General features: G+C 49.7%; 13 protein-coding genes. 5 read left to right on the forward strand and 8 right to left on the reverse strand.

The genetic code is table 11. The annotated features are described in order from the left end of the window. Positions 1 to 314: 314 nt before the first annotated feature. Positions 315 to 1478, forward strand: coding sequence for a TlpA family protein disulfide reductase (locus ACAW74_RS18330; RefSeq protein WP_370699670.1), 1164 nt, complete (start codon positions 315 to 317; stop codon positions 1476 to 1478). Positions 1479 to 1576: 98 nt separating this feature from the next. Here ACAW74_RS18330 and ACAW74_RS18335 read toward each other — a convergent pair whose 3' ends face one another. Both ACAW74_RS18335 and ACAW74_RS18340 read right to left on the reverse strand, forming a co-directional pair. Beyond that, the gene (locus tag ACAW74_RS18335; protein WP_370699671.1) at positions 1577 to 2383 is read right to left on the reverse strand and encodes an alpha/beta fold hydrolase; all 807 of its coding nucleotides are present in this window, start codon (positions 2381 to 2383) and stop codon (positions 1577 to 1579) included. A gap of 368 nt (positions 2384 to 2751) precedes the next feature. After that, positions 2752 to 3264: an ATP-grasp domain-containing protein gene (locus ACAW74_RS18340; protein WP_370699672.1), complete on the reverse strand. Its 513-nt coding sequence runs from the start codon at positions 3262 to 3264 to the stop codon at positions 2752 to 2754. 217 nt (positions 3265 to 3481) lie between these two features. Here ACAW74_RS18340 and ACAW74_RS18345 point away from each other — a divergent pair, with 217 nt between their 5' ends. Next, the gene (locus tag ACAW74_RS18345; protein WP_370699673.1) at positions 3482 to 4768 is read left to right on the forward strand and encodes a hypothetical protein; all 1287 of its coding nucleotides are present in this window, start codon (positions 3482 to 3484) and stop codon (positions 4766 to 4768) included. A gap of 801 nt (positions 4769 to 5569) precedes the next feature. Here ACAW74_RS18345 and ACAW74_RS18350 read toward each other — a convergent pair. From ACAW74_RS18350 to ACAW74_RS18360, 3 genes are all read right to left on the reverse strand, one after another. Next, on the reverse strand, positions 5570 to 5941 hold the full coding sequence (locus ACAW74_RS18350) for a hypothetical protein (protein ID WP_370699674.1): 372 nt from the start codon (positions 5939 to 5941) through the stop codon (positions 5570 to 5572). Positions 5942 to 6025: 84 nt separating this feature from the next. Further along, positions 6026 to 6319, reverse strand: a complete 294-nt coding sequence (locus tag ACAW74_RS18355) for an SIR2 family protein (RefSeq protein ID WP_370699675.1) — start codon at positions 6317 to 6319, stop codon at positions 6026 to 6028. A gap of 108 nt (positions 6320 to 6427) precedes the next feature. After that, a complete protein-coding gene (locus ACAW74_RS18360) occupies positions 6428 to 6811 on the reverse strand; it encodes a DUF4260 domain-containing protein (RefSeq protein WP_370699676.1) in 384 nt (127 codons plus the stop codon). A 470-nt stretch (positions 6812 to 7281) separates the two neighbouring features. Between ACAW74_RS18360 and ACAW74_RS18365 the strand changes: the two genes are divergently transcribed. After that, positions 7282 to 7698 carry a hypothetical protein gene (locus tag ACAW74_RS18365; RefSeq protein WP_370699677.1) on the forward strand — a complete coding sequence of 139 codons (417 nt, stop codon included), beginning with the start codon at positions 7282 to 7284 and terminating at the stop codon, positions 7696 to 7698. A 225-nt stretch (positions 7699 to 7923) separates the two neighbouring features. On the opposite strand, the gene ACAW74_RS18370 is transcribed toward ACAW74_RS18365, so the two are convergent. Together ACAW74_RS18370 and ACAW74_RS18375 are read right to left on the reverse strand one after the other, a co-directional pair. Next, a complete protein-coding gene (locus tag ACAW74_RS18370; RefSeq protein WP_370699678.1) occupies positions 7924 to 8415 on the reverse strand; it encodes a hypothetical protein in 492 nt (163 codons plus the stop codon). Between the two features lie 336 nt (positions 8416 to 8751). Then, positions 8752 to 10941: a glutamine synthetase III family protein gene (locus tag ACAW74_RS18375; protein ID WP_370699679.1), complete on the reverse strand. Its 2190-nt coding sequence runs from the start codon at positions 10939 to 10941 to the stop codon at positions 8752 to 8754. Positions 10942 to 11146: 205 nt separating this feature from the next. On the opposite strand from ACAW74_RS18375, the gene ACAW74_RS18380 reads away from it, so the two are divergent. Together ACAW74_RS18380 and ACAW74_RS18385 are read left to right on the forward strand one after the other, a co-directional pair. Continuing rightward, the gene (locus tag ACAW74_RS18380; RefSeq protein ID WP_370699680.1) at positions 11147 to 11365 is read left to right on the forward strand and encodes a DUF8507 family protein; all 219 of its coding nucleotides are present in this window, start codon (positions 11147 to 11149) and stop codon (positions 11363 to 11365) included. Continuing rightward, on the forward strand, positions 11365 to 11697 hold the full coding sequence (locus ACAW74_RS18385; RefSeq protein WP_370699681.1) for a PIN domain-containing protein: 333 nt from the start codon (positions 11365 to 11367) through the stop codon (positions 11695 to 11697). Before ACAW74_RS18380 ends, ACAW74_RS18385 begins: the two co-directional genes overlap by 1 nt. Positions 11698 to 11858: 161 nt before the next feature. Here the strand turns inward: ACAW74_RS18385 and ACAW74_RS18390 are convergent, their stop codons facing one another. Continuing rightward, positions 11859 to 12881, reverse strand: a complete 1023-nt coding sequence (locus tag ACAW74_RS18390; RefSeq protein WP_370699682.1) for a glutamine synthetase beta-grasp domain-containing protein — start codon at positions 12879 to 12881, stop codon at positions 11859 to 11861. Between the last annotated feature and the right edge of the window lie 294 nt (positions 12882 to 13175).

The following is a 13175-nucleotide window of genomic DNA, read 5'->3' on the forward strand; positions in this document are numbered from 1 at the left end:
TCAATCTTTGGGAATTCGGCGACTCTCGCCCCAAACGGGCATTAAATTAAAACGGCTTGTTCAACCACTGTGGCTATCACTCGCTTCGGCAACTATGGGTAAAGTATTATTGTAAATGACTTTTGACGAAGATATAGTAGATTAATGACAATCAGTAAGCGATAGAAATGAGATTATATCATTACGTTATCATATTAATAATCTACCAAGGTGTAGCCAGCTGCCAGCATACAGAGCAAAAGGTTAGTTCAGTTCATTTACCTTTAACACTCAAAGAAGGGTATGGCCCATTCAACCCCTATTACGGCTCTCTAATGCCCGATCATTCGAATGATCCACTGTGGGGAAAGATTTATTTATCGATTCGGGGGGTACCTAAACATTGGAGTAGCTTGGCCAAATCAATGGTTTGGTTAGACGCTCATCAACTTGTTTATCAGAATGTTTTGCTGGGAAACATTACCCCTAAGCAATATACTTATCTTCAACAGCAGTGGAAATGGCTACCTGACACCACTAAACTTTCTGCCAAACCCATCAAATGCTACGTGTATGTAATCAAAGGATTTGACGAAAAGCGACACCAATGGGCCGTGATGGTTGATACAAATAACGATCTCAACTTTAAGGATGAGGTCCCTTTTTATCCCCAGGAAGTAGATTTTAAAGACCGTCAGTTTCACTATAAGGATCCACAATCGGTTCGCTATGAAGTCTATCAGAAAGGAAAAATCAGGTCTGCCACACTGCCTATGGTTGTTAAGAAGATGGGTAGTGAGTTTCTATACAATTTCCCTCAATATGCCGTCACCTCGTTGAAGCGAGGTAAGCAAACCTATGAACTACTCATCTCCTCAGGATTTATCAGGCCTGATTTCGAGCGTACAGACATCGCATTTGGTTCGATAAATCGAGCTATGCCTAAGATCGATTCTCGAGAATTAATTGAGATTGGGGGTAATATAGAATTAGGGCGAGTTACGTATACAAATAAAGGGGTTGATCGATTCAACAATTGGTTGAATCTCGACCCTATTGATTCCGAGAAATCTCCATACTCATTGCAGATCGGTTACCCTCTTCAACCATTTCAAGGGTTTGAGTTTGGGACCAACCGCCCCGTCTCTCTGCCGAGTGAAACAGGCAAATACGTCTACATCGATTTTTGGGGGACTTGGTGTGCAGGTTGTATAGAGGATATGCCTGCCTTAAAGAGCATTCACAAAGAACTCGACACAACGAAAATTAAGTTTATTGGCATTGTCTGTCATGATTCGCCTGATCGATTAAGGAGCTATCTTAAAAAGGAACGAATTAGTTGGCCGCAGGTTCTAGCTGATCAAAACAACAGATTAGTTGAACGTTATCATATAACTAGCTACCCAACTTCAGTATTGATTGATCCAAACGGTATAATTATTAGTAAAAACCTGCGTGGTGAAGCACTGCGTAAGAAACTCAGAGAAATTACTTATTGATAAGCTAGGCTTATGAGGCCTTCCCAAAGATGAAGCGAAGCCGAACTAACGCGGTTTCAATCGAATATAGTTGTAGACGTCAAAGCGCAGCTACTAAATCAAATGTGTTGCAGATAGAAGGTTACTAGCTGTTCAATCAGTACCCCTGGCTGATCATAAGGAATGTTATGGGAAGTGCCTTTTAGATACACTAGACGCCGATTGGAATGCCCTTTTACTAGGTTGCGCTGGTCGGCTTTAAATCGTTCATTCTCTTCGGCATCTGGAGAAGGCCCCTTCTCAGCCATCAGATCCAGCAACGGTATATTTGCTGGCAGAGTCACCTGTCGGACAAAATCACTGGTGCGCTCCATGCGAGCGAGCAAGTAATACAAACTCATGTATTCCGCTTCGTAGTCTTTCCGGTTCAGCCCCTGAAAATAGGTCTTGGCGAAGCGCATATCGGCGTAGGAAGGTAGTCTAGGATCGGCCCACACAATTCCCTTCACTTGAGCCGGATGCCGGGCGGCATAGATCCAGTTGTAAAATGCCCCCAAGGAGTGGCCAACCAGCAGCAGTTTAGTATTGTGGTAGCCAAGTTGGCGCAAAGCTGACTCTAAACTTTTGATCTCCTGAAGAATGGTGTAGCCCACAGTGTCCAAACTACTCTGGCCAAAGCCCGCCCGATCATAGGTAATGACGGTGGCCCCTAGGCGCTTGTGTACGACGGTGGCAATTGAGTCCCACTGGGAGGCATCCTGTCCGCCCCCGGCTTCAAAGAGGATTGGCGGCTTTTGGCCTTTTAAAATGCGAAAATGAAGTTGATAGGGCCGAGCGTCAACGATGGTGTCAAGGTGTTGAGCCTTGCCGTTAAGGCCCATAAGCTGGGATAGTACTAGGAAAATGATCGATATAAAATGCTTCATTTGATCTATTCGAGTTTATCGACACGCTCATAAGTTGATAGAGTCACCCCTGGGCGGGATAGATTGTACAAACTACGAATCTTCAAGTGGTAAGCCAACCACTTGATCTCAAAAAATGCTCATGTTAAGAAAGATGAACAGAGAGGTATACAAATAATTTGCTTAACCTAAGCTAGGTTATCTAGTAATCAGTATAAAAATACAAGTGAGCAAACAGGCTGTTGTTTGTGTTTTTCGCTGGTTGTTCTTTCCAAATGATGTTTTTAAAAAGTTGCACCTTTTGATTTGTCCAACTGCCAGATTGACAGGAAATTATGGAGTGTCACCCCCCTCCTGATCTTCACTTTTCTGTGAGTTGACCCCGCCCTTTAGCATTTTGGCAATCGCCAATTTCCATTTTTGGCGAATAGCTGAAAATATCCCACATCTTCTAAACTCATTACCTTTTCGGGGGTAGCATCATTCAGAATCAATCCTGCAAAAGCTTCAACGGCCTGTTGTGGATTCATACCGGTGTGTATCATATCTGCTGGGTATGAACTTAACGCACCGGCATTACTGCCACTATCAGAATCTTGGGGCTTCAATTTGGCCTTGTTGGCTTTCCGTTTAGCAACGTGCTCAACTAAGTCAAGGAAGTGGTTATGCTGTGTCACATCAATGATGCCTGTCCCTGGATTGCCGTTCACTTCCGTTACATAGCAGGATTCCGTTTTACCGTAAGGCTTGCCACGTTCGCGCATTAGATCAACGCCTGCAAACTCAAGCCCTAACGCTTTGGCGGCGTTGACACAGATTTTCTTTTCGTTTTTACTTAGATACACTTTTTGGGCTTTGCCCCCTTGCGATAGTCCAAAGCTGATTGGTATACTTACGCTCACATAGAACAAAGATTTTTTATATGGAGTCGCGATTAACCTGTCGCGTAAAAATGGCTTGGGCCTGGCTCATGGCGGTGATTGATTCGGGGCAATGACCGAACATTTGAGGGTCAATATGTCAATTCAGTCAGCAATATCCTCAGTTGATCGTCATGCCGATTGAACGCAGTGGGGTCGCCGCTCAACTTTGGCTCGACAATCAAGAACCTTCCGAATTATGCGCCGACTCCTATCGATCGTCCTCGTCATTGGCTTGCTGGGCTGCCAGAAACCCATCGATTCTATCCTCATCCCCCCCGTGTTGCCGCCTGAAGAGCAAGGGGCTGTTTATGAGCATGGGACACCCACCGGGCAACTCGTCCAGAAGGTCATCGGTGCCGAAGGAGGCACGCTGGCCTCGGCTGATGGTAGTCTCAAGATGACTATTCCGGCAGGAGCCGTTAGCCAAGCCACTACCTTCAGCGTACAACCGGTGACCCCCACGTTGCCCGGTCTGGTCGGCCGCCAATCGTACCGGTTACGGCCAGAAGGGATGAACTTCACCAAGCCCGTCACGATCCAGTTACAATATGGCGAGACGGACCTGGCCAATACCTCCGCACAACTGCTATTCATGGCCTACCAAAGCAACGATGGCATCTGGAGGGCCCTACCCGGCACTGAACTAGACGAAACAGCACGTACCTTGACGGTGACTACCACTCACTTCAGTGATTGGGGCGCCTTTGCCGAGTTCGAACTTGTGCCCGCTAACTATAGTGTCAAGCCGGGTGGCTCCACGCTGCTGGCCTTACAGGGCTACGCGGACTTTGCGGGGTCACTGGCTAACGCAGAGGTACAATTAACCCAACAAGCGGTCTTGGATGACCCTACCAATATCAAGAACTGGCGAGTGATTGGTAGGGGATCTGTTCGGGCCGATGCGTCACAGGTGAAAGCGACCTATTCAGCACCCGTAGATGCTACAGGCGGTAAGGCACTGGTGGCCGTCGATATCTATAACTTTCTGCCTCCTAAATTTCAACCCCGCAAGGGAGCAACGGGTAAGGCCACCGTCTTGACGTCCATCAGCATTGAAGGTAATTCCTTCCAGGCTACCCTAGACGGGGTGACTTATGATTGTGAAGGGACGGCTACTGTAGACGAACGTGGTACGACTATATCGGCTAACATTACCAGCCCAAACGGGACGCTCCGGCCTTTCTGGTATCATATGAGTGAACAAAAACTTAAGGCAGGGACGACATACCCCCTTGCGGGAATGGAAAATGTGCTCTTTACGGAGGGCGCCAGCGGCCAGGGGCAAATAGCTTGGGTTCCTTACTACACCACCTGTGAGGGTGAAATCTTCTTATCACCCGGTGAGGTACACATTGACACCGTGGAGGGAGATGTGGTGAGCGGTACGCTAAACGTTAAGCTGCATCACGTGGACGACAACTGCCATCTTCGAACCCGAACGATCAGCGCCAAATTTAGGCTCCGGCTCGTCGAGGACAGATAAGTATAGCTGTTGTGCGAAGAGCATCCGCCAGTTTCAGAGCTGCTTAGCAAAGCTGGCGGATGCCCTAAAAAAGTTGCACCTTTTCATCCAGCGAATTACCAGACTGACAGGCAATTACAAGGTATCCCCCATCTCAAGCTCAAGTCTCGCTTTTCTGTAAGTTGACCCCGTCCTTTAGCATTTTGGCAATCGCCAATTTCCATTCCCCTATATGCGCGATCGATTTTTTCCCTCGTTTGGAACGGGGCAGAAAGACAACCAGACAACCGGTAGCGTCAGCGCCACGTTGAAAAGGTATGAACACACTGTCTACAGTAAAATCGACGAATAGGCAGAAAGGGTAAGAAACGTTTGATAAAGGGGGAACGATTAACGCGGGAAACCCAGGCGACATCGTCGCACGCGGGACACGTAGGCAGTTTCGTTCGTTGTTTTACGGCCATACTAAAACCAGTTGAGTATAGTTAGTCACTGGAACAGATGTAAATCTACGCATCCGTTTGATTGACCCCACGAAACCACCTAGAAAAAATAGCGCGCAAGTAATACCCGAAACGAACTGGTTTGTCCCTTATGATCAGCTACCGTAGGCAGCAACGTCGAAACAGCAGTTTCGGATCAATGAAGTTGAGCAGGCTAGCGACCGCTTGTCCAGCGTCGGTCAACGTACCCAACGCCTTGTTTTGATGTGCATGCTTCGGCGCGACTCAATCGCATGGAGCATCAAGACGGCGAACGTACGTCTGATGAAACAGAAACTACCCTCAGCGTATGATGCGGGCGCAGGCGGAAAACGCAGGCCTAGTATTTACCCTCGAGGAGTATTTTGATTCTTTTGTTGTTGCCGTAAAACTCATTGTAGTTGATGGCCCTCTTGCCTAATGTGACACCTGAGCAATCAAATATGTGGCTGGCTGGCCCACTGTCAAAGCCATTCTCAAAGGCTAGAAAGTGTTCGTTTTTGTATGAGTAAACCACAACCGTCAACGGTCCGCTTTTCGGTTGTTGGAAGGCAGTCAATTGGTCTTTCTGCCAGGAAACGCTAGTCAATGATTCGTTGGAGAAGCAGGACGTGGCTATTTCTTCGGGACTAACGTCCTGCTTGGAGCTACACATTTGAGCTGTTGACAGCACGTAAATCAGGATGACAGCGATTGGGGAAATTTTTCTCATGATGTCCAGGAATAGAAGGTAAAACAAACAAATGAAATAGCGTCAAACACGACTTGAGCTTGGCCCCTAATCGACTTCAACACACTAGGGTAACCGTTCTCTGATGGATAGAATGGTGATCCAGTTTCCGGCTTTCTTCGCCTCACTGCTTTCATCACGCTGATAACGAAGCCAAACGGGGGTGCTGGGTCTTTGGTACTGCGCAGGCAACTCTGATCGGAACGTCTCATTGTCCACCTTGATAACCCAGCCACCGCAATTAGCACATTGGGAAAAGTCCAGAATAGCCACCAGCGCCGCTTTCTCCTGGGGTTCAACCTCAGTCCGGCAACTCAACGTGGCGAATGACAAGCCAAACAGTAAACGTAAAGGGCGCATGCAGCGGTTTGTTTAGTTCGCAGTCATAGACTCTTTTTTGCTGCCTGGGGTTGGAAGCCCTGCACCGAAACTAGCTAAACGGGTGGGGCCCAAAGAACGCTCATGTACTTAGGCTATGCCCACTGTCTGCCCTGCTTTCTGTGGCTGCCCTATGTCACCCAGGTGCGTAAATGTAAAGCCCTTTGCATATTTCAGTCCGTATCCGAACATCCGATCCATAGACGAGTGACCGAACAACAGTACCCCCGCTAGTAGCCAATAATCGTTGGCTAAGAACAGACCAACCATGCCAACAGCGATGGCGAAGGCCTTATGATGAACCAAGTTGTACAGATAAGCCCCCACTTTGGCACTAATCAAATAACCGATCATACTCACATCAGGGAGCAACAGTAGGGTGGGATACAGCCACCAAACGAATGGTAGTTTGGAAAATAGGAGAACCGAAAGGGCGAATTGAGCGGCTTCTTCAACTTTGACGAGCGTTTTCATAGCTGCGAATAGTATGGTTTGATGACCCGACAAAGGTAGCCGGGTGCTAAAGCTCAACTCGTTAACAAAGGATAAGGAATTCGCCTGAAACGCTGTAACCAGAAATACATACGGAGTGAAGATACCCGCAAGACGTGCTGAACGAGCCCGGCTAATTCCGTGATGTTTCGTTTCGTGTCAGACAGCCAACCCACTCCGGTTCACGCTAACCAGTACGACGGGATGAAGGCAGTCAAGGCGGAAAAGGGCCGCAAAAAAGCCCCAACCGGGCTAGTCGGAGCCTGAATAAATAAGCCTCTATGACTGTGAATTCGTAGCCGCAGCCACTAGTTGCACCTTGCGTTTATGCGTCGACCAGCGGCGCAATCACCTCCGAGTTATTCTCTGTTCCTGTTTCCTTTCACGGCAGTATATTGTTCGTCTAACGCTTTTTAGTATACTTACGCCTCTATATAACACAGATTTTTTACATGAAAACACAATTAACCCTACTTATCTATTGCGTATTGGGGCTGAGTGCTTGCTCAAGTTCGAAGCAGGTTAACATGAAGTCGGCTCCCCCAACAACGCAGCCCTCAAGTGGCATTGTTGGGGTCTGGTCTTTTGTACGGAACGTTGGCGAACCGGCTTCTACCGATAAGAAAACGAAAATCATACTCGACAAGCATTGGATGTTTTCCCAAGCTGATCCCAGCACTAATCTCACGCTCTTTCACCATGGAGGCACCTATCTCTTGGATGGCGATAGCTATGCAGAAACAATAGAGTATGCCAATGCAAGCACGGGTGGATACTTAGGAAGTACATTCAAGTACAAAATCAACGTAAAGGGCGACACCATGGTACTGACGGGCCCCTACAGCGAAGTATGGGCACGGGTAAAGTAATATCGACGACTTGACTCATTCCATTGCCAAGGGTAGTATTCGACTTTACAACAATCCGCACCGCTCTCATCAGATAAGCTTAGTTGGCAACTAGTCAGCGAAAAACACCAATAAGCCAACGCGCAAAAAACGGCTGTCGGCCAGTCAATCAGAATACCATTTGACAGTATCCTGATTGACTGGCCGACAGCCGTTTCGCTTGAACGCCCGAAGCGAGCTTTCAATCTATTTTTTGACGCAGTTGCAGCTTACATCCGAATTGCCGATCTGCGCCTGATTGCCATTGGTGCCGATGATCCGGTAATTGGCCGAGTTCAGGTTGATCGCAAGGGTGTTTTTATCTAGTCGACCATTACCCGAATAATAGTTTGACAGGTACGTGGTGGTGCCGCCCGAGGTGTAGCTACTTGCCGTTTCGAATTGAGGAATGATTACGGCTTCACCAACGAGTTGGATCGGAATTGTGAGCCCCCCGACCCCCTGGGCAGCTGTCAGGCTCAGTTCCAGCGACCGCTCGCCGGTTTCGGTCACGTTGCCGGCGTAGGTTTTGGTTTCAACCTGTTCAGCCGCTTCGGCTAGTCGGGCTGTTTTGTTGACCAATGTGCACTCGTAATTACCTACATAAGCAGACGTGGGGGTAAGGCTGGGTTCTACGTGGCAGCTAGTCAGTGAAAGCGTGATGGCACTACAGGCGATGAAGTAAGCGTACAAGCGCATGGTGGCAATTATTGGCTAAGTTGAAGAAAGCGATAGACCGATATGTGCACTAGGGGATTATGTGTATTACTCAATAAAATCCCTCAGTGAACAATCTAATACTATAGACATTTACACCCAGTAAAAAGTCACCACGATAAGCAATAGTTATTTTCTATAGTAAATATACTTATCCATCTTTCAGACGCCCGTAAACAGCGCTTCAGCAACGGCAAGTAGTGTCAACCCGCTCCCAATTCAGCTACTGGCTGGCCACACGCTCCGAAGTGGGCTGGTCAAAAAAAAGCCCGGCACGTCAACGGCATCGGACTTAACTAATTGACTATCAAAACAATACTACTTCACAAACAGTAGCTCCCGGTATTTGACCAGCGGCCAGTCTTCGTCGTCGATGAGCAGTTCGAGTTTGTCGACTTCATAGCGGATCACATCGAAATAGTCCTTGACTTCGGTGGCATACAGCCGCGCCATTTCCGTGGTGTCAGGTACGTTGTTGGCCCGTTTGCGCGCCTCGATCATCGCTTCCACGTTTTTCTTGATCGTCACGACCCGGCTCGACAACTCCCGGATGATGCCTTTCACCGGCTGCGCTTCGTTGACCATGTCCAGATCGACCAGCGATTTGGCGGTGCTGGTGAGCTGATTCATGTACTTCAGCGCCGTCGATACCACGTGGTTGATGGCCAGGTCGCCCATCACGCGCGATTCGATCTGTACGTTCTTGATGTATTTCTCCAGTTCGATTTCGTAACGGGCTTCCACTTCGGCGTGGTTCATGATGCCCATCCGCTCAAACAGCGCTAAGGATTCGGGTTGGGTGTAGACGTTGAGCGCCTCGGGGGTCGAGCGGATGTTGGAAAGTCCACGCTTTTCGGCTTCGTCGACCCAGTCGTTGGAGTAACCGTTGCCTTCAAACAGAATGCGTTTCGAAGCGCGGTAATACTGCTTCAGCACCTCCACCACGGCCAGTTCTTTCTTGTCGAACTGCTCCAGTTGGGCTTCGAGGTCCTTACGGAATTGCACCAGTTGGTTCGCCACGATGGTATTGAGTACAATCATGGTCGAGGCCGAGTTGGCGCCGCCGCCCACAGCCCGAAACTCGAATTTATTACCCGTAAAGGCAAAGGGTGAGGTGCGGTTGCGGTCGGTATTGTCGCGGATCAGGGCCGGTACGCGGTTCAGACCGAGTTTGTAATAGACGTTGTCGCCTTTGTTGAGCGCGATTTCCGATTTGTTGTCGAGGTCTTCGAGCGCCTTCGTGAGTGTTTCGCCCAAAAAGATCGACATGATGGCCGGCGGGGCTTCGTTGGCCCCCAGCCGGTATTCGTTGCCCGCCGAGGCGATACTGGCCCGGAGCAGATCGGCGTGGTCGTGAACGGCTTTGACCACGTTGACCACAAACGTGATGAACCGCAGTGTTTCTTTGGGCTTGCTGCTGGGCGCCAGCAGGTTGATGCCCGTATCGGTAGCCAGCGCCCAGTTGTTGTGCTTGCCCGAGCCGTTGATGCCCGCAAACGGTTTTTCGTGGAAAAGCACCTTGAAGCTATGTTTCTCGGCCACCTTGTCCATCAGGTCCATCAGCAGGGCGTTGTGGTCGATGGCGAGGTTGACTTCCTCAAAGGTGGGGGCCACTTCAAACTGACCGGGGGCCACTTCGTTGTGCCGGGTACGTACCGGGATACCCAGTTTGAGCGCTTCGAACTCAAAATCGACCATGAAGGCGTTGACGCGCGGCGGAATGGAGCCGAAATAATGATCTTCAAGCTGTTGCCCTCGCGCGGGCTGATGCCCAAACACGGTGCGGCCCGCCATCACCAGATCAGGACGGGCAACGTAAAGGGCTTTATCAACCAGAAAATATTCCTGCTCTACACCCAGCGTCGGGATTACCTTGTCGATGTTGCGGTCGAAGTAGTGGCAGACGGCGGTGGCGGCCTTGTCGAGCGCCGCGAGCGATTTGAGCAGGGGCGTTTTGTAGTCGAGCGCCTCGCCGGTATACGAGATGAACACCGACGGGATACAGAGGGTCTTGCCGCCCGCGCCATTATCCATCAGAAAAGCCGGCGACGACGGGTCCCAGCCGGTGTAGCCGCGGGCCTCGAAGGTGTTGCGCAGCCCGCCGCTCGGAAACGACGAGGCGTCGGGTTCCTGCTGCACAAGCGCCGACCCTTTGAATTTTTCGATGGCTTTGCCGTCGGAGGCCAGGTCGAAAAATGAATCGTGTTTCTCGGCCGTCGAGCCGGTGAGGGGCTGAAACCAGTGCGTGTAGTGGGTGGCGCCTTTGCTGATCGCCCACGACCGCATGGCGTTGGCTACCTCATCGGCGATGTCGCGGTCGATGCGGGCGTTGTTGTCGATGGCTTCGGTGATGCGTTTGTAGGCATCGGCCGAAAGCAACGTCCGCATGGTTTCTTTGTTAAACGTGTAGATGCCGTAGTAATCGGCGATGCGCTCGGCAGGGGGAGCTACCGGAATAGCCTGTCGGTTCTGAGCGGTAGTGAGGGCGGAAAAGCGAAGGTTAGCCATTGGGTACGTTCAAAGTGCAGGAGTCAACGATCCGTGTTTTCTCGGCCCGATTTTGGACTTTAGACGCTGAACGTTGGATTCATCTGTCCCAAACATACAAAAAACAACTACCGCTACGACGGCACTCAGGTACGTTGTAGACCCTTGAATCAAACTTTATAAGTCGGATTATTCGTTACCTTCCCGACAAATCGTTTTCAATCGTATGCAAGCGCAGACACTTAGCAATTTGCAGTTAGAACTGCTACGTACATACGCCCGGCAAGTTTCAGATGAAGATGTTCTGGCGATTCGTAAACTGTTGGCCGATTACTTCGCCCAAAAGGCAATGAACCTGGCTGACGACGTTTGGGATAAAAACAACTGGGCCCAACAGGATACTGCCCGGCTGTCAGCAGAACACAACCGTAAGTCGACATACTAATGCGGGTTGTGGTTGATACGAATGTACTATGGGTGTCCGTTTCCCGGCGTTCTGCGTCACACTGGATCTTTCAAGCCATTTTGAACGGATCACTCACGTTATGCGTCACAACTGAAATTTTGGAGGAGTATGCCGAAATTATGTCTTCGAAGTTAGGGACCGATGCGTCCGAGGCGGTCCTGAGTGTGTTTGATAACCTGCCTAATCTTGAGTTGATTACACGTTATTATCGTTGGCACGCTATTACCAATGATCCAGACGATGATAAGTTTGTTGACTGTGCAGTGGGCAGCTGGCGCCTTTCGCATCGTTACGGAAGACACTCATTTTAATGTACTTAAAAGCCTTCCTTTCCCGAAGGTGGAGACGCGGACCATTGCCCAGTTTGAATCGCTGATCAATCAACAGGCAGGTTTCTAGTTACTAGAACCTGCAACAAAAAACGGCCTGTCATCGCTGACAGGCCGTTTTATTCACAGGTTGTATGCTGATATTAAGCAGGTACTTCGGCAGATTTCACCGTCGTGATGATCCGGGCAGCTACTTTATAAGGATCAGCAGCCGAGTTGGGGCGGCGATCTTCGAGCCAGCCTTTCCAGCCACGCTCTACGGTAGCGATGGGGATACGGATCGACGCACCCCGGTCTGAGATACCGAACGAGAACTGATCGATCGATTGGGTCTCGTGTTTGCCGGTGAGGCGGAGGTGGTTGTCGGCACCGTATACTTCAATGTGTTCTTTCACCACCGGGCGGAACGCTTCGCAGATGGTATCGTATACTTCTTTCGAACCGGCCGTACGCAGCGTTGAGTTCGAGAAGTTGGCGTGCATACCTGAGCCGTTCCAGTCGGCATCGACACCCAGGGGCTTGCAGTGCCAGTTGATCCAGACACCGTATTCTTCACCGATGCGCTCCAGCAGGTAGCGGGCCACCCAGATTTGGTCGCCGGCCTCACGGGCACCTTTGGCAAAAATCTGGAACTCCCACTGACCGGGGGCAACCTCGGCGTTGATACCTTCTACGTTCAGACCAGCTTCGAGGCACACGTCGAGGTGTTCTTCGATGATGTTACGGCCAAACGCGTTTTTAGCACCTACCGAGCAATAGTATGGGCCTTGCGGACCGGGTTCGCCTTCTTCGGGGAAGCCCAGTGGCTTGTTGGTTTCGGTGTTGTAGAGGAAGTACTCCTGCTCGAAACCAAACCAGAAATCGTTGTCGTCGTCTTCGATCGTGGCGCGGCCGTTGGTGGCGTGGGGCGTACCGTCGGCGTTCAATACTTCGCACATCACCAGGAAGCCATTTTTACGCTGCGGGTCAGAGCAGATGAAAACAGGCTTCAGCAGGCAGTCTGATGAGCCACCGGGGGCCTGTTCGGTTGATGAGCCGTCGAACGACCACATGGGGCAATCTTCGAGCTTACCTGAAAAATCACCTTCAATTTTGGTTTTTGAACGCAGGCTTTGGGTGGGCTTATAACCATCGAGCCAGATGTACTCCAACTTGGACTTTGCCATGATTTGTAGAGGTCGTTTAAAGAGATACGTGTTTCGGTGTACTACTGTCGGGCTCAAATATAGGCGGCTTTAACAAAAGAATAATAGGCATTTCAAGCCTTTAACAGGATTTTATACCACCAAATCAGCACAATTAAACTATTTATCCGTTAAATCCTATTTTCACCAATTATGGTTTGGTTAGCATATGAATTTGGATTAAACCAGATCAGGGCAAAAAAGCAAATTTTGGTAACCATACCTGCCATTTTATCACGTACCTACGGCCAGATCGGCAAGATTTATACTCAAATT

Origin of the sequence: Fibrella musci, from assembly GCF_041321105.1 — a bacterium.
GTDB lineage: Bacteria > Bacteroidota > Bacteroidia > Cytophagales > Spirosomataceae > Fibrella > Fibrella musci.